Source organism: Georgenia faecalis (assembly GCF_003710105.1).
GTDB lineage: Bacteria > Actinomycetota > Actinomycetes > Actinomycetales > Actinomycetaceae > Georgenia_A > Georgenia_A faecalis.
The window spans coordinates 1,204,337-1,227,631 of record NZ_CP033325.1 but is presented as its reverse complement, the minus strand read 5'-3'; the positions used below and the strand labels follow the sequence as shown (position 1 = coordinate 1,227,631).

Annotated in this window: 21 protein-coding genes; 12 read left to right on the top strand and 9 right to left on the bottom strand. The window is 75.8% G+C overall.

Annotated elements, in window-relative coordinates; all coding sequences use genetic code 11:
• Positions 1–71: 71 nt before the first annotated feature.
• Positions 72–485: a VOC family protein gene (locus EBO36_RS05200; protein WP_122823674.1), complete on the bottom strand. Its 414-nt coding sequence runs from the start codon at positions 483–485 to the stop codon at positions 72–74.
• Positions 486–643: 158 nt separating this feature from the next.
• Here EBO36_RS05200 and EBO36_RS05195 point away from each other — a divergent pair, with 158 nt between their 5' ends.
• From EBO36_RS05195 to EBO36_RS05165, 7 genes are read left to right on the top strand one after another with little or no spacing between them, the layout of a single operon-like run.
• On the top strand, positions 644–2,170 hold the full coding sequence (locus tag EBO36_RS05195; protein WP_122823673.1) for a sodium:solute symporter family protein: 1,527 nt from the start codon (positions 644–646) through the stop codon (positions 2,168–2,170).
• Positions 2,167–3,384 carry an AGE family epimerase/isomerase gene (locus EBO36_RS05190; protein ID WP_122823672.1) on the top strand — a complete coding sequence of 406 codons (1,218 nt, stop codon included), beginning with the start codon at positions 2,167–2,169 and terminating at the stop codon, positions 3,382–3,384. Before EBO36_RS05195 ends, EBO36_RS05190 begins: the two co-directional genes overlap by 4 nt.
• A complete protein-coding gene (locus tag EBO36_RS05185; protein WP_222928775.1) occupies positions 3,377–4,126 on the top strand; it encodes a 6-phosphogluconolactonase in 750 nt (249 codons plus the stop codon). The genes EBO36_RS05190 and EBO36_RS05185 overlap by 8 nt, the downstream gene beginning before the upstream one ends.
• On the top strand, positions 4,119–4,874 hold the full coding sequence (locus EBO36_RS05180; RefSeq protein ID WP_122823671.1) for a sugar isomerase domain-containing protein: 756 nt from the start codon (positions 4,119–4,121) through the stop codon (positions 4,872–4,874). Before EBO36_RS05185 ends, EBO36_RS05180 begins: the two co-directional genes overlap by 8 nt.
• Complete coding sequence (locus EBO36_RS05175; protein WP_164471355.1) at positions 4,871–6,007, top strand: N-acetylglucosamine-6-phosphate deacetylase; 1,137 nt, start codon at positions 4,871–4,873, stop codon at positions 6,005–6,007. The genes EBO36_RS05180 and EBO36_RS05175 overlap by 4 nt, the downstream gene beginning before the upstream one ends.
• On the top strand, positions 6,004–7,254 hold the full coding sequence (locus EBO36_RS05170) for a neutral/alkaline non-lysosomal ceramidase N-terminal domain-containing protein (protein WP_122823669.1): 1,251 nt from the start codon (positions 6,004–6,006) through the stop codon (positions 7,252–7,254). Before EBO36_RS05175 ends, EBO36_RS05170 begins: the two co-directional genes overlap by 4 nt.
• Before the next feature lie 16 nt (positions 7,255–7,270).
• A complete protein-coding gene (locus tag EBO36_RS05165) occupies positions 7,271–8,209 on the top strand; it encodes a LacI family DNA-binding transcriptional regulator (protein ID WP_164471354.1) in 939 nt (312 codons plus the stop codon).
• Positions 8,210–8,289: 80 nt separating this feature from the next.
• Here EBO36_RS05165 and hemW read toward each other — a convergent pair whose 3' ends face one another.
• Both hemW and lepA read right to left on the bottom strand, forming a co-directional pair.
• Positions 8,290–9,534, bottom strand: a complete 1,245-nt coding sequence (hemW, locus tag EBO36_RS05160; RefSeq protein ID WP_122823667.1) for a radical SAM family heme chaperone HemW — start codon at positions 9,532–9,534, stop codon at positions 8,290–8,292.
• Entirely contained in the window at positions 9,531–11,405 is a 1,875-nt protein-coding gene (gene lepA / locus EBO36_RS05155) for a translation elongation factor 4 (protein ID WP_241236996.1), read from the bottom strand. Before lepA ends, hemW begins: the two co-directional genes overlap by 4 nt.
• A gap of 149 nt (positions 11,406–11,554) precedes the next feature.
• Between lepA and EBO36_RS05150 the strand changes: the two genes are divergently transcribed.
• From EBO36_RS05150 to EBO36_RS05135, 4 genes are all read left to right on the top strand, one after another.
• Positions 11,555–12,136 carry a hypothetical protein gene (locus EBO36_RS05150; RefSeq protein ID WP_164471353.1) on the top strand — a complete coding sequence of 194 codons (582 nt, stop codon included), beginning with the start codon at positions 11,555–11,557 and terminating at the stop codon, positions 12,134–12,136.
• Between the two features lie 84 nt (positions 12,137–12,220).
• Positions 12,221–12,850, top strand: a complete 630-nt coding sequence (locus EBO36_RS05145; protein WP_122823664.1) for a type II toxin-antitoxin system PemK/MazF family toxin — start codon at positions 12,221–12,223, stop codon at positions 12,848–12,850.
• Between the two features lie 206 nt (positions 12,851–13,056).
• Entirely contained in the window at positions 13,057–13,317 is a 261-nt protein-coding gene (gene rpsT, locus EBO36_RS05140; protein ID WP_122823663.1) for a 30S ribosomal protein S20, read from the top strand.
• Between the two features lie 129 nt (positions 13,318–13,446).
• Positions 13,447–14,427, top strand: coding sequence for a DMT family transporter (locus EBO36_RS05135; RefSeq protein WP_244925364.1), 981 nt, complete (start codon positions 13,447–13,449; stop codon positions 14,425–14,427).
• A gap of 89 nt (positions 14,428–14,516) precedes the next feature.
• Here the strand turns inward: EBO36_RS05135 and EBO36_RS05130 are convergent, their stop codons facing one another.
• The 5 genes from EBO36_RS05130 to EBO36_RS05110 form a co-directional block, all read right to left on the bottom strand.
• Complete coding sequence (locus EBO36_RS05130) at positions 14,517–15,026, bottom strand: NUDIX domain-containing protein (protein ID WP_122825464.1); 510 nt, start codon at positions 15,024–15,026, stop codon at positions 14,517–14,519.
• 80 nt (positions 15,027–15,106) lie between these two features.
• Positions 15,107–16,120 (bottom strand): DNA polymerase III subunit delta, encoded by a 1,014-nt coding sequence (gene holA, locus EBO36_RS05125; RefSeq protein ID WP_122823661.1) that lies wholly within the window; start codon positions 16,118–16,120, stop codon positions 15,107–15,109.
• A gap of 29 nt (positions 16,121–16,149) precedes the next feature.
• Positions 16,150–18,705 (bottom strand): ComEC/Rec2 family competence protein, encoded by a 2,556-nt coding sequence (locus tag EBO36_RS05120; protein WP_122823660.1) that lies wholly within the window; start codon positions 18,703–18,705, stop codon positions 16,150–16,152.
• Between the two features lie 34 nt (positions 18,706–18,739).
• Entirely contained in the window at positions 18,740–19,684 is a 945-nt protein-coding gene (locus EBO36_RS05115) for a ComEA family DNA-binding protein (protein WP_244925363.1), read from the bottom strand.
• A 187-nt stretch (positions 19,685–19,871) separates the two neighbouring features.
• Positions 19,872–20,789 carry a DegV family protein gene (locus EBO36_RS05110; protein WP_122825463.1) on the bottom strand — a complete coding sequence of 306 codons (918 nt, stop codon included), beginning with the start codon at positions 20,787–20,789 and terminating at the stop codon, positions 19,872–19,874.
• Positions 20,790–20,906: 117 nt separating this feature from the next.
• Here EBO36_RS05110 and EBO36_RS05105 point away from each other — a divergent pair, with 117 nt between their 5' ends.
• Positions 20,907–22,382, top strand: coding sequence for a gluconokinase (locus tag EBO36_RS05105; RefSeq protein ID WP_122823658.1), 1,476 nt, complete (start codon positions 20,907–20,909; stop codon positions 22,380–22,382).
• 13 nt (positions 22,383–22,395) lie between these two features.
• Here EBO36_RS05105 and EBO36_RS05100 read toward each other — a convergent pair whose 3' ends face one another.
• A complete protein-coding gene (locus EBO36_RS05100) occupies positions 22,396–23,229 on the bottom strand; it encodes an LLM class flavin-dependent oxidoreductase (RefSeq protein WP_122823657.1) in 834 nt (277 codons plus the stop codon).
• Positions 23,230–23,295 lie beyond the last annotated feature (66 nt).

Here is a 23,295-nt window from a genome sequence, read left to right as displayed (position 1 = left end):
GTAGGGCGCTGGCGCGCCCGCGGGAAGGGGCGGCGCGCCCGCGGGAACGGGCGGTGGGCCGAGGCCCCCTCTCAGGGCAGGACGGCCTGCCCGATCGGTCCCGGGTTGTACGCGACCTCCCAGCGGAACCCGTCCGGGTCGGCGAAGTAGCCGGAGTACCCGCCCCAGTCGCGCTCGACGGCGGCCGACACCTCCGCACCCGCGCGGCCGGCCGCCGCGAGCGCGGCGTCGACCTCCTGCCGCGTGCGGCAGTTGTGCGCGAGGGTGACCGGCGCGCCGCCGGGGCCGCGGGCGACGGGGCCGACCTCCGCCTCGAAGTGCGCAAGGTCCCACAGGGAGAGGACCAGGTGCTCGCCGACCTGGACCATGACGACGTCGCCCGGCACCTCGAGCGCCGGCTCCCACCCGAGGCCGCCGACGTAGAAGGCTCGGGCGGCGGCGAGGTCCCGCACGGCGAGGGTGACGAAGCTGAGGCGCGCGTCCACGGGGGCACAGTGGCACGGGTGGGCGCCCGAGTGTCGCGCCGCGCCGTGCCGTGGGTCACGTTTGACGTGCAACCGTTTGCATGGCACGGTCACGCCCAGCGGGCGGATGTGTCCGCGGTCACTGGGCCATGGCGGGCCGGGCAACGAAGGAGCAGCACATGGGCAGCCTCGACTGGATCGTCATCGCGGGGTATTTCGTCCTCATGGTCGCCATCGGCTGGTGGGCCAAGAAGCGGGTGAAGACCGCGAAGGACTTCTACGTCGCCGACGGCAAGATCCCCTGGTGGCTCACGGGCATCTCGCACCACATGTCCGGCTACTCCGCCGCCGTGTTCGTCGGCTACGCCGCCATGGCCTACACCCTCGGCTTCGCCGTCTACGTGTGGTGGGCGCTGTCCATCACGGTGGCCTGCACCGTGGGCGCCATCTGGTTCGCGCCGCGCTGGCCCCGGCTGCGCCAGCGCCTGGGGATCATCTCGCCGCTGGAGTACCTCACCACGCGGTTCAACGTCGCCACCGAGCAGGTCCTCGCCTGGTCCGGCTCCGCCCTGAAGATCTTCGACGTCGCGGCCAAGTGGTCCGCCTCGGCCATCCTCCTCAACGTCTTCGCCGACATCTCGATCCCCTGGGGCATCCTCCTCGTCGGTGGCGTGACGATGGTCTACTCGACGATCGGCGGCGTCTGGGCCGACGTCCTCACCGACTTCGGCCAGTTCGTCATCCAGCTCGTCGCCGCCGTCGTCATGCTCGTGATCGTCCTGGGGCAGCTGGGCGGGTTCTCGGCACTGTGGACGATGTGGGACCAGCTGCCGGACGCGCACTCCAACCCGTTCAACGGCAACCTCACGCTCGGCTTCTTCCTCGCCTACTGCGTCATCTCCACGCTGTCCTACAACGGCGGCACGTGGAACCTCGCGATGCGGATGATCTCCACCCCGAACGGCCGCGAGGCCCGTCGCTCGATGATCTTCTCCGGCGCCCTCTACCTCATCTGGCCGCTCGTGCTCTTCGTGCCGATGTGGGCCGCGCCGCTGCTCCTGCCCGACCTCGCCAACCCCGACCAGTCCTACGCCCTCATGGCGCAGACCTACCTGCCGGTCGGCCTCGTGGGCCTCGTCCTCGCCGGGATGTTCGCCCACACGATGGCGATGACCGCCTCCGACGCCAACGCGATCTCCTCGGTCGTGGTCCGCGACATCATCCCTAGCTTCCGCAAGGGGCGGAGCTTCCTCGCCGAGCGCCAGGAGCTCGCGTGGGCACGCCTGACGACGTTCCTCTTCATCGCCCTGTCCATGGGCATCGCCCTCAGCTCGGACAGCTTCGGCGGCGTGCTCGGCCTCCTCATCCTGTGGTTCGGCGCCCTCGTCGGCCCGATCGCCGTGCCCATGCTGCTCGGGCTCCTGCCGGCCTTCCGCCGCTCCGGCCCGACGGCGGCCCTCATCTCCTGGGCCCTCGGCCTCATCGTCTTCGCGCTCAACAAGTACGCCTGGCCCGACGCCATCACCGGCCTGGGCGACCACGCCCAGACCGTCTCGGTCGCCGCGCCGGTCCTCGTCTCCATCGTCGCCTTCGTCCTCATCGGCATCGTCAAGCCGGAGAACACGCCCGAGACGGACGCGCTCATCGACTCCCTCGCCACGGACGAGCCCGCCCCCGACGCCCAGCGCAGCGCGGTGCCCGCATGACGGCGCCCCGCTCGTGGCGGGCCCACCTCGAGCAGCACGTCCTGCCGTGGTGGGAACGCGCGGCCGACGACGAGCGCGGCGGTGTGCTCACCTGCTTCGACAACGCCGGCCGGCTGCTCTCGGAGGAGAAGTACACGTGGTCCCAGGGGCGCTGGGCCTGGCTGTGCGCCGAGCTGGCCGACGAGGCGGAGGCGGGCCGGCTGGACCTCGACGCCGCCATGTGGCGGCGCCGGGCCGGGGAGACCGCCCGCTTCATCGCCGACCGTGCCCTCACCCCCGACCACCGCACCGCGTTCCGGCTCGACCGGACCGGCCACCAGCTGGTGTCGGGCGCCGACGGCGAGGTGTCCACCTCCGTCTTCGCCGACCTCTTCGCCGTCCTCGGGCTGGCGGGGGCGCTGCGCACGCCCGGCGCCCCGACCCACTGGCAGACCAGCGCGATGGCGCTGCTCGACGTCGCCGAGCGCTCGATCGCGGACCGGACCGCCCGCTCGGAGCCCTACCCCGTCCCGTCGGGGTTCCGTGACCTGGCCGGGCCGATGAGCCTGCTCCACACGGCCGCCGAGCTGGAGCGCGCCCGCCCTGGCTGCGGGGCCGGCGCCGTGCGTGACCGGGCCGCCGACGCGCTCACCGAGCAGTTCTTCGGCGCGGGCACCTGGTGGGAGTTCGCGCCCGAGGCGCCTGCGGACGCCACCACCCTGCTCGCCCGGCACCGAACCCCCGGCCACCTCCTGGAGTGCCTGTGGATGCTCGTCCACGCGGGCGCCGACGTCCCCCTGGAGCGCCTGGAGGCGCTCGCCCTGCGGGCGCTCGCGATCGGCTGGGACGACGCCGAGGGCGGCATCCTCCGGTACGCGGACGCCGACGGCGGCCGCCCCTGCGGCACCTCCTTCGGTGACGTCCCCTACGAGGCGCTCGTGCGCTCCACGTGGGACACCAAGCTGTGGTGGGTGCACGCCGAGGCCCTGTACGCCACGTCCCTGCTCGCGGCGCGGTGCGCCTCGGCCGAGCTCGCGCGCTGGCACGAACGGGTGGCCGGTTACACGATGGCGACGTTCCCGGACCCCGCCGGCGAGTGGCTGCAGATCCGCGACCGCGCCGGACGCCCGCTCGACGCCGTCGTCGCCCTGCCCGTCAAGGACCCCTTCCACATCATCCGCTCGCTGATCTTCCTCAACCGAGAAGCGCAGAACGAAGGACCCGAGAGTGACTGAGCACTACCCCCTTCAGGTGCACGCCTACCGCACGAAGGCCGAGCTCGGCCGTGCGGCGGGCGCGCACGCCGCCCGCCACCTGCGCGAGGTGATCGCCCAGGCCGGGGCCGCCCGGGTGATGCTCGCGGCCGCCCCGAGCCAGGACGCCACCCTCGCCGCGCTCGCGGAGGCCGAGGACATCGACTTCTCCCGCGTGACGTTCTTCCACATGGACGACTACGTCGGCCTCGACCCCGACGCCCCGCAGGGCTTCGGGAACTGGCTCGAACGGAACTTCATCTCCACGCTCGCCCAGCGGCCCACGTTCCACCGGCTCGACGCGGCGGCCGAGCCGGAGGCGGCCGCGGCCGCCTACGCCGACCTCATGGGCACCGAGCCGTTCGACCTGCTCCTGTGCGGCCTCGGGGTCAACGGGCACCTCGCCTTCAACGACCCGGGCGCCGACCTCGCCGACCCGCGCGCGGTGCGCGTCGTCGAGATGGACGAGGTCTCCCGCCGTCAGCAGCACGACGAGGGGCACTTCCCCACCCTCTCGGCGGTGCCGCTGCGGGCGATGACGGTGACCATCCCGCGACTGCTGGCGAGCGACCTCGTCATCTGCTCCGTGCCCGGCGCCCCGAAGCGGGCGGCCGTGGCCGCCACGCTGGACCGGGAGCCCACGAGCGAGGTCCCCGGCACGGCGCTCAAGCTCCACCCCGACGCGCACCTGTACCTCGACGAGGAGGCGAACCCGCATGCCTGAGCTCGGCGCTCGTTACCTGGCCCAGGTGACCGACCTCATGCAGCGGATCCTCACCGAGGAGGCCGCCGCCATCGCCACGGTCGCCGACGTCGTCGCCGACCAGGTGGCCGCGGACCGGCTGGTGCACGTCTACGGCCCGGGCGGCCACTCCAACCTCGCCAGCCAGGAGGTGTTCTTCCGGGCCGGCGGGCTCATGCACGTCGCGGCGATCCTCGACGAGGGCACCCTCCTGTCCAGCGGCGCGCTGCGGTCGATGGCCATGGAGCGCACCCCCGGGTACGGGCGCATCGTCGTCGAGGACGCGGGGCTCGGCGAGGGCGACCTCCTCGTCCTGGTCAACGCCTACGGCATCAACGCCGCGCTCATCGACGCCGCCCTCACCGCCCGCGAGCGCGGCGTCACCCTGGTGGGCGTGTCCTCCGTCGAGCACGCGAGCCGCACGGCCCCCACCCACCCCGCCCGGCACCCCACCCGCGCCAACCTGCACGACGTCGTCGACCACCACATCGACACGAAGGTCCCCATCGGGGACGCGGTCGTCGAGGTCGACGGCGCCGTGGAGAAGACGGGCGCCGTGTCGACGTTCGCCAATGCCTTCACCCTGAACGTCGTCATGATGACGGCCATCGAGGCGCTCACCGCCCGCGGTGTGGAGGTGCCGATCTGGCGCTCGGGCAACGCGCCCGGCGGGGACGAGGCGAACGCCCGGTTCCTCGACCGGTTCCGCACCCGGGTGCGCGCGCTGTGAACCGGATCGAGGGGCTCGACCCCGCCACCGGGGACCTGCTCACGGTGACGTACGCGGACGGCGTCGTCACCGGCATCGACCGCTCCACCGCCGCACCCGGCGACCTGCCCTACCTGGCGCCGGGGCTCGTGGACCTCCAGGTCAACGGCTACGGCGGGGCCGACGTCAACGCCGACGAGCCGAGCGCGGACGCCGTCCGGGAGATCACCCACGCCCTCGCGGCCGTCGGCGTGACGAGCTGGGTGCCGACCGTCGTCACCGCCTCCGAGGAGCGGATCGGCGCGGCGCTGCGAGCCGTGGCACAGGCGCGCGACGCCGACGCCGCGGTAGCCGCCGCCGTCCCGTTCGCCCACGTCGAGGGCCCGTTCCTCTCGGACCGGGACGGGCCGCGCGGCGTCCACGACGCCGGCCAGATCCGGCCCGTCGACGCCGCCGAGGTGGAGCGGTGGCTCGCGCACGGCCCGGTCGGCTACGTCACCCTGTCGCCGCACACGGCGGACGCCGCGGGCGAGATCGCCGCGATCCGCCGGCTCGGCGTCGAGGTCTCCGTCGGCCACACCCACGCCGACCCCGGCCAGATCCGCGCGGCCGTCGATGCGGGGGCGAGCCTGTCGACCCACCTGGGCAACGGCATCTTCGCCGAGCTGCCGCGCCACCCCAACCCGATCTGGACCCAGCTCGCCGACGACCGGCTCACCTGCGGCCTCATCGCCGACGGGCACCACCTGCCGCCGGAGACGCTGCGCACGATGATCCGGGCCAAGGGCCCGGGCCGGGCGTTCCTCGTCTCCGACGCCACCGCCCTCGCGGGCTCAGCGCCCGGGTGCTACACCACGGCGGTCGGCGGGGAGGTCGAGCTCAGCGCCACCGGGCGGCTGAGCTACCGCGGCACGCCCTTCCTCGCCGGGGCGGCGGTCTCGCTCGCCTTCGGCCTCGCCTACGCGGTGCGCCACGCCGGGGTCTCGGTCGCCGAGGGCATCGCGCTCGCCTCGACGACGCCGGGGGCCCTCGTCGCCCGGATGGGCGGAGCGCCGCGCGGGGTCCTGCGGCTCGGCGCACCGGCCGACCTCGTCCAGCTGAGCGCCGCCGGGGACGTCCTCGCGGTCGTCGCCCAGGGGCACCGCCTCCAATGATCGTCTCCGCCGGGGCCGCGACCCGCGTCGTCGAGGTCCTCCCGGGCACGCCGATGGCGGGGTTCGCCGCGCGCACCCGGCCGAGCAGCGGCGTGCACGACCCCCTCACGGTCCGGGCGCTCGTCCTCGACGGCGTCGCCGTGGTCAGCGTCGACGTGTGCGCCCTCCACGAACGGACGACGGCGCGCATCCGGCGGGCCCTCGGCGGCGCCGTGCGCCACTGCGTGGTGAGCGCCACGCACACCCACGCGGGCCCGTGCGTCGCGTTCGGGCGGGTGGGCGGGCACGACGACGTCACCCACGAGCGCGTCGTCCGGGCCGCGGTCGGCGCCGTGCAGGAGGCCCTCGCGGGGGCGGTCGACGCGACGCTGGAGTACGCCGAGGCGTTCGGCACGGGGGTGGCCCGCAACCGCCGGCACCCCGACCGGCGCATCGACCCGGCCGTGCAGGCGCTACGGCTGCGCGACGACTCCGGGTCGGTCATCGCCCACCTCGTCCAGTACCCCTGCCACCCCGTCGTCCTCGACGGGTCCAACGCGGACATCTCCGCGGACTACCCGCACGCCCTGCGCGCGGCCGTGGAGGCCGCGCACCCGGGCAGCGTGTGCCTGTTCGTCAGCGGCGCCGCCGGGGACGTCAACACCGGGCACCCCGCGGAGGCGTCCTACTCGGACCGGCCGTCGGCCGGCCGGACCTTCGCCGAGGCGGAGCGCGTGGGCGGGGTCCTCGCCGCGGCGGTTCTCGCCGCGCCGGCCCGCCCCGTCTACCTCGACCTCGTCCGGTTCGCCACGACGGACGTCGAGCTCGCCCTCGAGCCGGTCACCGACGCACGCCGCCACGCCGACCTCGAGCGGTGGCGGCGCGAGCGGGCCGACGCCGACCCCGGGCTGGCCGCCCTCCTCGACGTGTGGATCGGGTGGGCCGAGCGCACCGAGGAGGCCCCGGCGTCGTGGACCGGCCGGGTGAGCGTCGTCGACGCCGGGGTGCTCCTGGTGTTCCTGCCCGGGGAACCGTTCCTCGCCGTCGCCGAGCGGATCGCGGAGTCCGTGGACGACGATGTCCTGGTGATCGGGTACGCCGACGCGGTCCCGGGCTACCTGCCCACCCGGGAGGAGTACGCCCACGGCGGGTACGAGGTGGACGACGCGCACCGCTACTACGGCATGCCGGCCCCGTTCGCCCCGGGCGGCGCCGAGGCGCTGGTCGAGGCCGCGCTCCGCCTGATCGGGGCGCTGCGTGGCGGCTAGGGCGACGATCGTCGAGGTGGCGGCGGCGCTGGGCGTCTCGCCGTCGACCGTCTCGCGCGCGTTCAACCACCCGCGCAAGCTGCTGCCCGAGACGGTCGAGCGGGTGCGGGCCGCGGCCGCCGAGCTGGGGTACGTCCCCAACCGGGCGGCCCGCGCCCTGAGCACCGGTCGGCCGGCCACCATCGGCCTCACCGTGCCGGACATCACCAACCCCTTCTTCCCGCCGATGGTCCGCGCGGCGCAGCGCGAGGCCGAGCGGCACGAGCTCGACGTGTTCGTCGCCGAGACCGACCAGGACCCCGCCCGCGAGCTCCGGCTCATCGAGCGGCTCAGGCCGCAGGTGCGCGGGCTGGTCCTCGCCTCCTCACGGCTGGACGAGGACGTCCTGCGGGCGACGGCGGCGTCGTTCCCCGTCGTGCTCGTCAACCGCGACGTGCCCGGCCTGGCGCGCGTGCTCCTCGCGGCCTCGGACCCCCTCGAGCGCGCCGTCGCCGGGTTCGCCGCCGCCGGGGTGCGCTCGTTCTGCTACGTGGGCGGGCCGCGCCGGTCGTGGTCGGAGCTGGAGCGCCGCACGGCCGTCCAGCGCGCGGTGGCCCGGCACGGCGCCGAGCTCACGGTGCTGCGGGCGAACCGGGGCACGTTCGAGGCGGCGCAGCGCGTCGTCGACGACATCGTCGAGTGCGGGGCGGGCGCCGTCGTCGCCTTCGACGACGTCATCGCCCTGGCCGTGCTGGCCGGGCTCACCGCGCGCGGGGTGCGGGTGCCCCAGGACGTCAAGCTGCTCGGCTGCGACGACGCCCTGCCCATCGTCTCCGACCCCCCGCTCTCCACCGTCCGGCTCCGGGCGGCCAAGGGGATGCGCCGTGCGATCCAGATGCTCAGCGCCGCCGACGGACCGGTCCCGGAGCAGCGCGTGGAGCTCCACGGCGAGGTCCTCCACCGCGGGACCACCTAGCGGCCGGTTCGCGCGGCAGGGCTCGTGCGCCTCGCCGGCCGGTGCGCGCGGTGGCGAGCGCGCTCAGGCGGTGAGCTCGCTCAGGCGGTGAGCTCGCGCACGACGGCGTCGGCGAGCAGCCGGCCCCGCCGGGTGAGGACGACCCGGCCCGCGCGGGCCGGGGCGAACTCGATGAGCCCCTGCGCGAGCAGGCTCGCGACGGCGGAGCGCTGGGCATCGGGGACCCGACCGGTGCCGGGCGCCAGCTCGAGGCCCTCGGCGAGGCGCACCCCGAGCAGCACCCGTTCGAGCTCGCGCGCGCCGGGGTCGAGGATCTCCCGGCCCGCCGCGGGGCTGAGCCCGGACTCCAGGCGCTGGGCGTAGGCGCGGGGGTGCTTGACGTTCCACCACCGCACCCCGCCGACGTGGCTGTGCGCTCCGGGCCCGATGCCCCACCAGTCGTGCCCGCGCCAGTAGGAGAGGTTGTGCCGGCTGGCGTGCTCGGGGCCGCGGGCGAAGTTGCTCACCTCGTACCAGTCGAGGCCGGCCGCGGTGAGGAGCTCGTCGGCGACCTCGTACTTGGCCGCCTCGTCGTCGCCGTCGGGCATGGGCAGCTCGCCACGGCGCACCCGGGCCGCCATCTTCGTCCCCGCCTCGATGACGAGGGCGTACGCGGACACGTGGTCGGGCTCGAGCGCCAGCGCGCTCTCGACGCTGGTGCGCCAGTCGGCGAGGCTCTCCCCCGGCGTGCCGTAGATGAGGTCGACGGACACGTCCAGGCCCACCTCACGGGCCCAGCGGACGACGTCGGGCAGGCGCGCCGGGTCGTGCGTGCGGTCGAGCGTCGCGAGGACGTGGGGCACCGCCGACTGCATCCCGAACGAGACCCGGGTGAACCCGCCCGCGGCGAGCGTGGCGAGGACCTCGGGGGTGACGGAGTCGGGGTTGGCCTCGGTGGTCACCTCGGCGCCGGGCACCAGGCCCCAGGTGGCGCGCACGTGAGCGAGGAGCCGGACGAGGTCGGCGGCCGGAAGCAGGGTGGGCGTGCCACCGCCGACGAAAACGGTGGACACGGCGCGCTCGGGCAGCCCGACGGCCGGGTCGGAGAGGACCCCGGCGGCGAGGTCGATCTCCCGCAGCGCCGTGCCGGCGTAGGCCGCCTGGCTGGCCCCGCCGCCGAGCTCGGACGCGGTGTAGGTGTTGAAGTCGCAGTACCCGCACCGCACCGCGCAGAACGGCACGTGGAGGTAGACACCGAAATCCCGGTGCCCGGACCCGACGGCGGCACTGGCCGGGAGGGCGCCGTCCGCCGGGGCGGGGTCCCCGATCGGCAGCGCCGGGCTCACTTCTTCGCCTTGGCGTCCTTGCCGCCGGGGCCCTCGGAACCCAGCGCCGCGATGAAGGCCTCCTGCGGCACCTCGACCCGCCCGATGTTCTTCATGCGCTTCTTGCCCTCCTTCTGCTTCTCGAGCAGCTTGCGCTTGCGGGTGATGTCACCGCCGTAGCACTTGGCGAGCATGTCCTTGCGCAGGGCCCGGACGGTCTCGCGGGCGATGACGCGGGCGCCGACCGCGGCCTGGATCGGGACCTCGAACTGCTGCCGGGGGATGATCTCGCGCAGCTTGCCGGCCATCATGACGCCGTAGGCGTAGGCCTTGTCCTTGTGGACGATGGCGCTGAAGGCGTCGACGGTCTCGTGGTTGAGGAGGATGTCGACCTTGACGAGGTCGGCCGCCTGGGTGCCGGCGGGCTCGTAGTCGAGCGAGGCGTACCCGCGGGTGCGGGACTTGAGCTGGTCGAAGAAGTCGAAGACGATCTCCGCCAGCGGCAGGGTGTAGCGCAGCTCGACCCGGTCCGCCGAGAGATAGTCCATGCCCAGCTGGATGCCGCGCCGGTTCTGGCACAGCTCCATGACGGCGCCGATGAACTCCGACGGGCACAGGATCGTCGCCTTGACGACGGGCTCGCGGACCTCCATCACCTTCCCCTCGGGGAACCCGCTGGGGTTGGTGACGCGGACCGTCGTGCGGTCCTCCATCTCCACCTCGTAGACGACGTTCGGCGCGGTGGAGATGAGGTCGAGGTTGAACTCGCGCTCGAGGCGCTCGCGCACGATCTCGAGGTGGAGGAGCCCGAGGAAGCCGCAGCGGAACCCGAACCCGAGCGCCACGGAGGTCTCCGGCTCGAACGCGAGGGCCGCGTCGTTGAGCTTGAGCTTGTCGAGCGCGTCGCGCAGCACCGGGTAATCGGAGCCGTCGATGGGGAAGAGCCCGGAGAACACCATGGGGCGCGGCTCGCGGTACTCCCCGACCGGCTCCGTCGCGGGCTTCACGGCGGAGGTGACCGTGTCGCCCACGCGCGACTGCCGCACGTCCTTGACGCCGGTGATGAGGTAGCCGACCTCGCCCACACCCAGGCCCGACGTCGGCGTCGGCTCAGGGGAGCTCACCCCGATCTCGAGGAGGTCGTGCGTGGCGCGGGTGGAGAGCATGGTGATGCGCTCGCGCGGGGAGAGGTGGCCGTCGACGACGCGCACGTACGTGACGACGCCCCGGTAGGTGTCGTAGACCGAGTCGAAGATGACGGCCCGGGCGGGTCCGTCCGCGTCCCCGACCGGGTGGGGGATGTCGGCGACGATCCGGTCGAGCAGCTCGGTGACGCCCGCGCCGGTCTTGCCCGAGACCCGCAGGCAGTCCTCGGGGTCGCCGCCGATGAGGTTGGCGAGCTCCTCGGCGTACTTCTCGGGCTGCGCGGCGGGGAGGTCGATCTTGTTGAGGACCGGGATGACCGTGAGGTCGTTCTCCATGGCGAGGTAGAGGTTGGCCAGCGTCTGGGCCTCGATCCCCTGGGCGGCGTCGACGAGGAGCACGGCTCCCTCGCAGGCGGCGAGGGAGCGGGACACCTCGTACGTGAAGTCGACGTGGCCGGGGGTGTCGATCATGTTGAGCGCGTAGGCGGCGTCGCCGACCTGCCACGGCATCCGCACGGCCTGGGACTTGATGGTGATACCGCGCTCGCGCTCGATGTCCATCCGGTCGAGGTACTGGGCGCGCATGGCCCGGGCGTCGACGACGCCGGTGAGCTGGAGCATGCGGTCCGCCAGCGTCGACTTGCCGTGGTCGATGTGGGCGATGATGCAGAAGTTGCGCAGCAGGTTCGGCGCGGTCGCCGCGGGCGCGATCTGCGCGGTGAGCTCGGGGCTCGGGATCGGTGGCACGGAGGCTTCCTCGAGGACGACGGCGCGCGGCACCGCTCGGGGGCGGCCCGCGCCGGGACAGGCTCTCCCCATGGTCGCATGAGGGTGGTCCCGCGCGGGAACCGCGCCCGCGCCGCGTCGCGTGGCCGACGGCGTGGCAACCTGGAGCCATGACAGCGATGGGCGAGGCCATGAACCGGATCGTGCCCAACCTCGTGCGGCTGGCGCGCAAGCCCGGCCAGGTCCTCCTGGTCGCCGCCGCCGTGCCGGTGGCCGCGTTCGCGGTGCTCACCACCATCTTCGGAACCGGCGCGACCTCGTGGACCGGCTGGCTCCCGTTGGTCGCCGCGCTGGTCCTCGCGGTCCCCGTCGCCCTCCTCGCCTGGCGCCGCGAGCGCCTCCAGCGCACGACGGCGTCCCTGGACCCGCACCCGACGATCGTCGAGGGCGGAGGCGAGATCGTCGTCATCGACGTGACGACCGCCGTCGACCCGCGCCGCGCGCAGCTCGAGTCCGAGCTCGGCGCACTGTCGGAGGCCTACGCCGAGGGCCAGGTCCGCACCGCTCGGTGGCTCCCCCGTGTGGAGGCGGCACAGCGCTCGCTCCTGCGGGCGGCCGGTGGGACGGTCAACGCCCCGTACCTCAAGGACGACCTGCGGGTCACCCTGCTCGCCTTCGTCGGCACCGTGGCGGCGATCCCGCTCGGGGTCCTCGGCACCTTCGTCACCGCCTTCGCGCTGCTCCTGCGCTGACCGGAGCGCCCTGGCGCCGCTCCGCCCCAGCGCCGCTCCGGCCCGGCGCCGGGGCGGCCCGGCGCCGCTCGCTACCCTGGCCGGGTGAGCCCCACCCTGCGCCGCCTCCTGCGCGCCGTCCGTTCGACCGCCTCGTCTGCCCTGCGCGGGCGCGCCGGTGCCGCCCGGACCGGCGGGACCGCCGGCGCCCCCACGCCCACCCGGCCGCGACGCCCCACTCCTGCCACGCCCGGCCGCCCCAGCCGGCCCGGCTCGCCGGCCTCCGCCACCCCGCCAGAGCAGGCGCCCGCCGGTACCCGCGGCGCCGGGGAGTACGACGTCGCGCGCCTGGGCCTGCCCGACCTCAGCTACCGCCCCGAGGCCGACGACCAGCCGGACCCCGGTGAGGTGGTGTGGGCCTGGGTGCCGTTCGAGGAGGACCCCTCGCGCGGCAAGGACCGCCCCGTGCTCGTCGTCGCCCAGGAGGGCGCCGGGCTCGTCGGGCTCCCCATGACCTCCCGCGACCACGACCGCGACGCCGCCGACGAGGCGCGCCGGGGCCGGCACTGGCTCGACGTCGGCAGCGGCGCGTGGGACGCCCAGGGGCGCGAGAGCGAGGTCCGGCTCGACCGGCTGCTGTGGCTGGACCCGGCCGCCGTGCGGCGCGAGGGCGCGGGCCTGGACCGGGAGCGGTTCGCCGAGGTCGTCGCCGCGCTACGGCGCCTCCACGCCTGAACGCGCGGCTCCACGCCAGAGCGCGCGGCTCCGCACCGGAGCGCGCAGGCATGGCTGGTAGACTGCTGCGCTGAGCCTCCGCCGGATGGTGCGGGGGCTGACCCATGGTCAACCACGGGGTACCCCCACGCCCCAGTCCCGGCCATGGCACTGCCCTCAGACCGAGAAGTCAGATCGCTCCGGCGAACGCACGAGAGAGTCCATACGTGGCGAACATCAAGTCCCAGATCAAGCGGATCCGCACCAACGAGAAGGCGCGCCTGCGCAACAAGGCGGTGAAGTCCGAGCTCAAGACGTACGTCCGTCGGGTTCGCGAGGCCGTTGCCGCCGGTGACAAGGAGACGGCGTCCGCCGCCTACCAGGTCGCCGGGCGCAAGCTCGACAAGGCCGTGAGCAAGGGCGTCATTCACGCCAACCAGGCCGCCAACCGCAAGTCCAAGCTGGCCAAGCAGATCTCCTCGCTCTGAGCCGATCGCTCCGTGGCGTGAGGCGGGCTCGACGAGCCCGTCCGCCGCAGGACCAGTGCACCGCGCATGACGGCGCCGCCCCCCGGGGCGGCGCCGTCGTCGTCTGTCCGCTCGAGGAACGGTAGGCCTGTGCCCCCCTCGCCCGACCTGTCCCAGGTCCGCGCCCCCCTGCCCGCGTGGCTGGGGGTCCTGCTCGCCGTCGGTATCGGAGTGGCCATCCCCGTCCAGTCGCGGGTCAACGGCCAGCTGGGCGCGGAGATGGGCGACGGCGTCGCCGCCGCCCTCGTGAGCTTCGCCGCGGGCCTCGTCCTCATGGGTGTCCTGGCGCTCGTCCTGCCCGACCTGCGCCGGGGCCTGCGGGCCCTGCGGCCGGCGATCTCCCGGCGCGCGTTCCCGCCGGCGTACGTCCTTGCCGGGCTCATCGGCGCCTTCCTCGTCTTCACCCAGACGACGACGGTGGCGGTCATCGGCGTCGCCGTGTTCACCGTGGCGGTCGTCGCCGGTCAGACCCTGGGCGGGCTCCTCGTCGACGGCGTCGGCTTCGCGCAGGCCGCCCGTCGGCGGCCGACGGCGGCGCGGGTGGTCGGTGCGGCGCTCGTGCTCGTCGCCGTGGGCATCTCGGCGTCGGCGTCGTTCGTGCCCGGCCGTCCCGTGCTCGAGCTGCTGCTGCCCGCCCTGCTCGCCCTCCTCGCGGGCACGCTCACCGGGTTCCAGCAGGCGATGAACGGCCGGATCGGCACCCTCACCCGCTCGCCCCTCACCGCCACGGTGACGAACTTCAGCGGCGGCACGCTGGCCCTCACGGTGGTCTTCGCCGTCCGGATGATCCTCGGCGCCACGCCGGAACCGTTGCCGGGCGACTGGTGGCTCTACCTCGGCGGCCCCCTGGGCATCGTCTTCATCGCGGGCTCCGCCGCCCTGGTCCCGCACACCGGGGTGCTGCTCCTCGGGCTCGGCGTCGTCACGGGCCAGCTGCTGGGCTCGCTCGCCCTGGACGCGGTCGCGCCCGCCGCCGGGGCGGGCGTCACGGTGACGACCGTCGTGGGCACGGTCATCGCGCTCGGCGCCGTCGTCATCGCGACGTTGCCGTCCCGCCGCGCGCGGGCCTGAACGCGCCGGCGCGCCCGGCTCGCCCGCCTCGCGCGGGGCTCAGCTCAGCGGTGCCCCGCTCAGCGGGGCTCAGCTCAGCGGTGCCCCGCTCAGCCGGGCGCGGCGAACCCGAACGTCGTCACCGATGGCAGGTCGCCGCGACGCAGGCGGTCGAGGACGTACCGTTCGTGCGGCACCACGGGCTCGGCGAGGTCGTCGAGCGCCCCCAGCCGCACCCAGCGCAGGGCCGCGGCCTTGTCCTCGACGGCGTGCGCGGTCCCGGCCCAGCGGTCGGCGGCGAAGAAGAAGTCGACCCGCTCGTCGATGGCGCGGCCGTTGGCGTGGGTGCGGTGCATCGCGGTGAGCGGGACGAGGGCGTCGCGGTCGACGACGACGCCCAGCTCCTCGTGGACCTCGCGCACCGCGGCCGCGAGGACGTCCTCCCCGGCCTCGACGTGCCCGGCGGCACCGAACGCCCAGTGGCCGTCCATGTACCCCGTGCCCTGGCGCAGCTGGAGGAGCACCTCGACGTCACCGGGCACCGGCCGCCGCAGGAGCACGTAGGCGGCGGGCACCACCTGGAAGCGCGGGACCTGCGGGTTGCCGGGGTGCTCCGGCACCGTCGGGTCGACGCTCACCGCGTGCGCCGACGCCGTCGGCTCGCGCTCCACCGCCCGCTCGCGCTCCGCCGACCCGCCGCTCACCGCCCGCCCCGGCTCGCGGCGACGCGGAGCACGGCCCGCTCGACGGCGTAGACCGGGTCCCGGCCCAGGCCCTTGACCTCGGCGTCGGCGGCGGCGACGGCGGTGATGGCCGCGGCCAGGCCCTCCGGGCTCCAGCCGGCGAGCGCGCGCCGGGCCTGGTCCACCTGCCACGGCGCCATGCCGAGCTCGGCGACCGTATGGCCGCTGCGTCCGCGGGTGGCGTCCACCTTGGCCATGGTGCGCAGCTTGACGGCGAGCGCCGCGACGAGCGGCACGGGGTCCGCACCGGTCGCCACGGCGTGCCGCAGGAGCGCGATCGCTTCGCCCGCGTTGCCCGCCAGGGCGGCGTCGGCCACGCGGAAGCCGCTGGCCTCGACCCGGCCGCCGTAGTAGCGGCCCACGACCTCGGCGGTGACGGTGCCCGTGGTGTCGGCGATGAGCTGGCTGCACGCCGCACCGAGCTCGCGCAGGTCCGAGCCGAGCGCCTGGACGAGCGCCTGGGTGGCCGCCGGCTCGACCCGCCGTCGGGCGCGGGCGAACTCGGCCGAGACGAACGCCGCCTTGTCCGCGTCGCGCTTGATCGGCTCACAGGCGACGACGGGGAAGCCGGCGCGCGCGACGGCGTCGAGCAGGCGCTTGCCGCGCTGGCCGCCGTTGTGGCGCAGGACCACCCAGACGTCGTCCGGGGCGTGGCGCAGGTAGGCGTCGACGTCGTCGATGAGCGCGTCGGTGCACGCCTCGACCCCGCCGATGACGATGCACCGCTTCTCGCCGAACAGCGACGGGCTGGCGATCATCTCGAGCTGCCCGGTCTCGTACGCGGCCGCCTCGAGGCGGGTGACCTCCACGTGCTCGTCCACCTCGCGGGCGAGGTCGAGCAGGCGGGCCACCGCGCGATCGGCGAGCAGCCCTTCCGCGCCGCGCACGAGGACGACGGGGGCCAGGGCCGCGGCGTCCCACGCGATGCCGGCGGGGGCGGGACTGGGGCGGCGGGTCTTCGAGGGCGGCACGGGTCCAGCCTGCCACGGCCCGCCGACACTCATCCGCACCCGGAGACCGCCGCGAGGTCGCCCGCGGCGCGCACGACCGTGATCGTCCCGCACTCGTCGGTGCGCAGCACGAGCGCTCCCCCGCCGCCGTACAGCTCGAGCGTGCCGGCGGCCGGGTGCCCGTAGTCGTTGTCGGCGCCCACGCTCACCAGGGCGAGGCGGGGCGCGAGCTGTGCGGCCAGTGCCGGCTCCTGGCGGGGTGAGCCGTGGTGCGCGACGACGACCACGTCCACCGGTCCGCCACCCGCGCCCTCCCGCAGCCCGCGCAGCAGGCCTCGCTGACCGTCCGGCTCGGTGTCGCCGAGCGCCATGACGGACAGGTCCTCGACGTCGAGGCGGACGACCAGCGAGAGGTCGTTGACGGCGTCCTCGTCGCCGGGCGGGGCCCGCTCGAGCGCGGCGCGGGTCGGCCAGAGCACCTGCCAGGACACGGCGGGCGAGCCGGTCGTCGTCCCGTTCGCGGCGTCGTCGGCGGCCGTGCCCGTCGTCGTCCCCCACCGGGCCGACACGTCGTCCGTGGTCGGGCGGTGCACGTCGGCGCCGGCGTCGGCGAGCCTGCCGAGCACGTCCTGCGCCGCCCCGGCCGGCTCCGCGTACGGGCCGACGAGGGCGCGGTCCACGGTGCGGCCGTCCAGCACGTCCGCCAGGCCGCCGACGTGGTCGGCGTGGAGGTGGGTGAGGACGAGGAGGTCGAGCCGGTCCACGCCGAGCTCGGCGAGGCAGTCGTCCGCCGCGCCGCCCTCCGGGCCGACGTCGACCATGACCGCCGCCGACGGGCCGCTGCGCACGACGAGGGCGCTGCCCTGGCCGACGTCGCACTGGACCGCGAGCCAGTCCTCGGGCGGCCCGGAGCCGGTGAGGAACCGGCGCGGCGCCGGCAGCACGAGCAGGGCACCGACGACGGCGAGGGCCACCACCGTGCGGGGCCGCCACGTCACCCGCCGCGCGGCGACGACGGCGAGGACGGTGACGAGCGCGAGCCCCAGCGCCCCGACCGCGCCGCCGAACCACGGCAGCTCCGCCCCGGGCAGGCCCGCCCAGAACCGCGCCACCGCCGCGATCCACGCCGTGCACCAGCCCGCGCCGGTCGCGAGCGCGCCCGCCACGCCGGGCCACCAGGGTGCGCAGAGGGCGGCGAGCACGCCGAGGACCGTGGCCGGCGGGACGGCCAGCGCCGCGAGCGCGTTGGCCGGCACGGCGTAGGTGGCGATGGTCGGCGCGAGGAGGACCACCACCGGCGCGCAACACACCTGAGCGGCCGCGGGGATGGCGACGGCGTGAGCGAGCCACGCGGGCATCCGGGTGGCGAGGGCCTGCGCCCAGGGCCGCGCGAGCAGGACCAGCCCCGCCGTCGCGAGCACCGAGAGCACGAAGCCGTAGGACCGGGCCATCCACGGGTCGAGGAGCAGCAGGACGATGACGGCGGCGCACAGGCCGGGCAGCGCACGGGCCGGGCGCCCCAGCAGGAGCGCCGTGAGGGCGACCGCTCCCATGGTCGTCGCCCGGACCACGCTGGGCTCGGGCCGCACGAGGACGACGAAACCCACGAGGACGACGACGCCCACCGCCACGCGCGCGGGCCGCGGCGCCCAGCCGAGCAGGGCGAGGACCACCCCGAGGATGATCGCGACGTGCGCGCCGGAGACGGCGGTGACGTGAGTGAGCCCCACGGCGGTCATCGCGGCGTCGAGGTCGGGCGGCAGGGCGCGGTCGTCGCCGACCGCGATGCCCGGCACCAGCCCGCGGGCCTGCGGCGACGCGTCGGCCACCGCCGCGACGAGGCCGGCGCGCATGGCGGCGGCGACGCGGTGGTAGGCGGGCGCGGCCGCGACGACGTCGGGGTCGTCGGCGATGAGGAGGGCGACGACGTCGTCGCCCGGGTCGGTGCGCACGAGGCGGCCGGACGCCACCACCCGCTCCCCCACGGCGGCGCCGCCCCAGGCGCCGCCGCCGATGGCGAGGACCGGCGCCCGAGCGGCGTCCCGGTGGCCGCGCGCGGTGACGGCCTCGACGTCGAGGCGGACCCGGGAGCGGGGACCGTTCTCCCACGCCGGTCCGGGGCCCAGGGGCGCGGGGTCGTCGGCGACCCGCGCCGTCACCGTGACGCGGGCACCGCGGTCCGCGAGCGCGGCGAGCGCCCCGGTCTCGCGGACGTGGACGTGGCCTGCGCCGACGGCGAGCGTGCCCGCCACGACGATGCCGGTGACGAGCACGCCCGCTGCGACCGGGGCCCGGGCGGCGGAGCGGTGCCGGGCGCGGCGGGGTTCGGCCGAGGTGGCGGGGTGGTCGGCGGGGTCAGTGGCCGGGCGACTGGCAGTGCCAGTGGCGCGGCGGGCGGCGCTCCGCCTCTCGGCGCGCGGCTCGCTGGTCCGCGCCGACCGCAGCTCGGCGACGACCCGCCGCGCCGGCCATGCGCACCCGAGCAGGACGGCGACACCGAGCCCGAGAGCGAGCGGCACGGGCAGGACGACGACGGCGAACGCTGCAGCCCACGCGGCGAGGGCCGCCGGGACGAGGCGGGCGTCGACGGGCGGCGCCGGCTTCACGGCGGCCGGGCGCAACGCCCGGCGTGCGCGCCCATCACGTGCGTACCCGTTCGCGCAGCCGCTCGAACGTCGCCGGCCCGATCCCCGACACCTCCAGGAGGTCCTCGACGCTGGTGAACGACCCGTTCTCCGCGCGCCAGTCGAGGATGCGCTGGGCGATCGCCGGCCCGACGCCGGGCAGCGTGTCGAGCTGGGCGAGGTCGGCCGTGTTGAGGTCGACGACGTCCCCCGCCCCGGCCGGTGGCGTGCCCGCCGCTGGCGGGGGCGCTGGGCCGGCACTCCCTCCGGGCGGCGCTTGGGGCGGCGGGGCCGGCGTCTCCCCCACGGCGGGGACGTACACCTGCTCGCCGTCGACGACCAGGCGCGCGAGGTTGACGGCGGACAGCTCGGCGTCGGCGCCCGCGCCCCCGGCCGCCGCGACCGCGTCGGCCACCCGCGCGCCCGCGGGCAGGGTGACCACCCCGGGGGCGAGCACCGCCCCCGCCACGTGGACGACGACGGTCGCCCCGGTCGTCGGGACGCCCGCCCCGCCGGCTCCACCCGCCCCGCCGGCTCCTGGCGCGGTCGTCGCTTCACCCGGTCCGGGCGCTGCCGACCCGGGCGCCGCGCTCGGCGGTGCGGGTGTCGTCGACGCGGTCGCGGCGGCGGGGAGCGGGACACCCTCGTCCGGGGCGAGCACGAGCGACCGCACGCCGAGGACCACCGCGAGGAGGACGACCACGCTGGCCGCGGCGAGCGCCGCGCGCCCGGGGACGGCCCACCGGCGGCCCCGCCCGGAGGGTCGGCCCCGTTCCCGCCGCCGAGTGGCCGGCGACGCCGGGGGTGTGCCTGCGGCGTCGGTCGCGGGCGATCCTGAGGCAGGGGCAGGGGCAGCGAGCTCACCCTCGTCGCCGAGATCGAGGTGGCCGGCGGTCGCGGCATAGGCGCTGCGGGTGAGGGCGCGCAGGCGTTGGCGCTGTGCCTCCGTTCGCCCGTCCACGCCGCGACCGTACGAATACCTCACGCCGAGGCGAGCGCCGCGCGGGGGCCGCTGGGGACCGCTGTGCCCGGGACGGGCCTGTGGAGGACAAGCTGGAGCGCTCGACTCAGCACTCGCGCAGGGGGCCGGGAGGCGGGAAGGCCGCGGAGCCCGGGAGCCAGGACCCGCCGCCGCGGCGACGAGCTCGCTACCGCGCGGCGGGGCCCGCCGGGGCGACGACGACGCCGAGCACCCCCGGGCCGGTGTGCGCCCCGATGACCGCGGTGACCTCGCTGAAGAGCACCTCGACCACCTCGGCGCCGGTCTCCTCGAGGCGTTCGCGCACCATGGTGGCGAGCTCCTCGGCGTCCACCGCGGAGTCGAAGTGGTGGACGGCCACCCGGACCGGTCCCGCGGCGCCGCGCGGCGCCACCGCGCCCGGCCCGCCGGCGGCGCGGACGGCGAGCTCGACGAGCCGGCGGCGGGCCCGCGCGGCCCCGCGGACGGTCTCGACGACGGCGATCCGGCCGCTCTCGATGCCGAGGACCGGCCGGATACCGAGGGCCGAGCCGACGAAGGCGCGGGCCTGCCCGATCCGTCCGCCGCGGGCGAGGTGGTGGAGGTCGGCGACGACGAAGAACACCCGGCTGCGGGCCGCCACCTCGCGCGCGGCGGCGAGGACCCGCTCGACGTCGCCGCCGGCAGCGGCCACCTCGGCGGCGGCGATCGCGGCGAGCCCGGTGCCGCCCGCCGCGGTCCGGGTGTCGACGGCGTGGACCTGCGCGCCGGGGCGCTGCCGCGCCGCCTCCTCCGCGGCGAGCCGGGCGGTGTTGCCGGTGCCGGAGAGCTCGGCGGAGATGTGGAGGCTCACGACGGCGTCGGCCCCGCCGTCGAGCGCGGCGACCATGGCCTCGGTGAAGGTCTCGGCGCTCGGCTGGGACGTGGAGACGGTGGCCCCGGCGCGCATCGCGTCGGCAAGGTCCGCCCGGGTGAGGGTGACGCCGTCGTCGGGCAGGTCGTCGCCGTCGACGACGACCCGCAGGGGGACGACGGTGATGCCCAGCGCTGCGGCGCGCTCCACCGGCAGCGAGGCCGTGGAGTCGGTGATCACCACGACGCCTGCCATGCCCCCGACCATACGCGGCTGATCACCCACGCAGCGCGGCGACGCCGTCTCCACGTCACCGGTCGCGGGGCCGCCGGTTAGCATCACCCCGACCGTCCACGGCCCCGCGAGGTGCGCATGCCCGAGTTCTCCGTCGCCCTCAGCGACGCCGTCGACCCACTGGTGCTCGCGCTCGACGTCGGGTCCACGGGCAGCCGGGGCGGGCTCTACGACGCGACGGGACGGCCGGTGCGGCGGATGCGGCACAAGGTCCCGCACGCGTTCGCCACGGCCGCGGACGGCACCTCGGTCATCGACCCCGACGCGGTCCTGGCCGAGGTCGACGAGATCCTCACCGTCCTCACGCCGCCGGCGGTGCGCGGCCGGGTCGCCGGCGTCGCGCTCGACACGTTCGCCTCCTCCCTCGTGGGGGTCGACGGCGGCGGCCGTCCCGTCACGCCCTGCTTCACCTACGCCGACGCCCGCTGCACCGACCAGGTGACCGCCCTGCGCGCGGAGATCGACGAGCTGGCCGTCCAGCAGCGCACGGGGACGCGGCTGCACTCCAGCTACCTGCCGGCGCGGCTGCGGTGGCTGCGGGAGACCGACCCCGGTGCGTTCACCCGCGCGACCCGGTGGCTGTCCCTGGGTGAGTACCTCTACCTGCGGCTCCTCGGCACCACCGCCGTCGGGACGTCGACGGCGGCGTGGACCGGCATGCTCGACCGCCGCACCGGCACCTGGGACGCCCCGATGCTCGAGGTTGCCGGGCTCCGCGCCGACCAGCTCTCCCCCGTCCACGACCCCGACCGCCCGCTCACCGGGGTCGACAGCCATTGGCCGGTGCTCGCCGGTGCCGCCTGGTTCCCCGTCATCGCCGACGGCTTCGCGGCGAACGTGGGGGCCGGCGGCACCGAAGCCACGACCGCCGTCGTCTCGGCGGCGACCAGCGGCGCGATGCGCCTCCTCGTGCCCGGGACACCCGAGCACGTCCCCACCGGCCTGTGGTGCTACCGCGTGGACGCCGGGCGCACCCTCATGGGCGGTGCCGTCAACGACGTCGGGCGGGCCCTCAGCTGGTTGGACGAGACCGTGCGGGTCGAGGCGGTCGACCGGGCCGCGGTGCTCGCCGCCGACCCGGACCCGGCCACGCCCACCGTGCTGCCCTACCTCACTGGCGAGCGCAGTACCGGCTGGGCCGCGGGCGCCCGAGCCCTGCTCGCCGACGTCACCGCCGCGACAACTGCACCGGCGCTGTACCGCGCGACGCTCGAGGGCGTGGCGCTGTCCTACGGGCGGGTCGCGGCCCAGCTCGCGCAGGTGGCCGGCCCGCCGCAGCGGATCGTCGCCGGAGGGCGGGTCACCCAGGATCTGCCCGCCTGGCTCCAGGTCCTCGCGGACGTCCTCGGTGCGCCGGTCCGGCCGGTGACGATCAAGCGGTCCACGCTGCGCGGCACGGCCCTCATCGCGCTCGCCTCGCTGGCGCCGGACGTGCCCCGGGCGGCGGTGCCGCTGGGTCCGGCCTCGAACCCGGTCCCCCAGCGGGCCGGGTACTACACCGCCCGGGCGGGGCGGTACGGGGCGCTCTACGACGCGGTCATCGCGCCGTCCTGAGCCGGGCGCGTGCTCAGCGCGCGGGCGGCCCCTGCCGGATGCGGTCGAGCAGGCGCTCCGGCGTCTCGTGCTCAAGGTCCCAGTAGGAGTCGACCCACCAGGTGGCACCGGCGTCGGCCAGGGCCCGCACGTGCTCGCCCGCGGCGTCGCGGTCCGCCGGCAGCTCGCCCTCGAGGACGACGTCGAAGGGATCGGCGTCCGGCCCGCGGCGCTCGGCGACCCACGCGACCATCGCGCTGAGCTCGGGCAGGGTGAGCGGCTCGGCGCCCCGCCCCAGGGGCTGCGGCAGGATGCCCTGCCGGGCGACCGCCCGCCGCATGGACCGGGGGGCGGGCCAGGCGCCGACGACCCATACCGGGATCTGCGGCCGCTGGACGGGGACCGGGCGGAAGACCATGTCCCGCGCCTGGTAGTGCAGGCCCTCGTGGTCGAACCGCTCACCGGACCAGGCGTGGTCGAGGAAGGTGAGGACCTCGTCGAGCCGCTCCGCCCGGGCCCGCCGGTCGGTGACCTCCCCGAACACCCGGCTGTAGGCGCCGTCGTCGACCGCTCCGAGGCCCACCGGCAGGACGAGGCGCCCCCCGGAGAGGTGGTCGACCGTGAGGGCCTGGCGGGCGACCTCCCAGGGCTTGCGGCGCGGCAGGGAGAACACCATGGCGCCGAGCCGGATGGTGGTGGTGCTCACAGCCGCGGCGCCGAGGACGGTCCAGGGGTCGAACGTCTCGTGCTCGCCGACGGCGATGCCGTCCCACGTGAAGAAGCCGTCCCAGCCGCAGCGCTCCGCCTCGACCGCCATCTCGAGGATGTCATCGGTCCCCCCGCAGCTCGCCACGAAGCCGAACTTCATGAGGTCCGAGGGTAGCCGGGGTCCTCGGGGACGGCAGGGGCGGGGGAATGGTTCCCGGGACTGGCC

What these genes read in the sequence shown, in the direction of transcription:
- EBO36_RS05195 (WP_122823673.1), top strand. Translation starts at nt 644, where the DNA reads ATGGGCAGCCTCGACTGGATCGTCATCGCGGGGTATTTCGTCCTCATG.
- EBO36_RS05190 (WP_122823672.1), top strand. Translation starts at nt 2,167, where the DNA reads ATGACGGCGCCCCGCTCGTGGCGGGCCCACCTCGAGCAGCACGTCCTG.
- EBO36_RS05180 (WP_122823671.1), top strand. Translation starts at nt 4,119, where the DNA reads ATGCCTGAGCTCGGCGCTCGTTACCTGGCCCAGGTGACCGACCTCATG.
- EBO36_RS05170 (WP_122823669.1), top strand. Translation starts at nt 6,004, where the DNA reads ATGATCGTCTCCGCCGGGGCCGCGACCCGCGTCGTCGAGGTCCTCCCG.
- EBO36_RS05150 (WP_164471353.1), top strand. Translation starts at nt 11,555, where the DNA reads ATGACAGCGATGGGCGAGGCCATGAACCGGATCGTGCCCAACCTCGTG.
- EBO36_RS05110 (WP_122825463.1), bottom strand. Translation starts at nt 20,789, where the DNA reads ATGGCAGGCGTCGTGGTGATCACCGACTCCACGGCCTCGCTGCCGGTG.
- EBO36_RS05105 (WP_122823658.1), top strand. Translation starts at nt 20,907, where the DNA reads ATGCCCGAGTTCTCCGTCGCCCTCAGCGACGCCGTCGACCCACTGGTG.
- EBO36_RS05100 (WP_122823657.1), bottom strand. Translation starts at nt 23,229, where the DNA reads ATGAAGTTCGGCTTCGTGGCGAGCTGCGGGGGGACCGATGACATCCTC.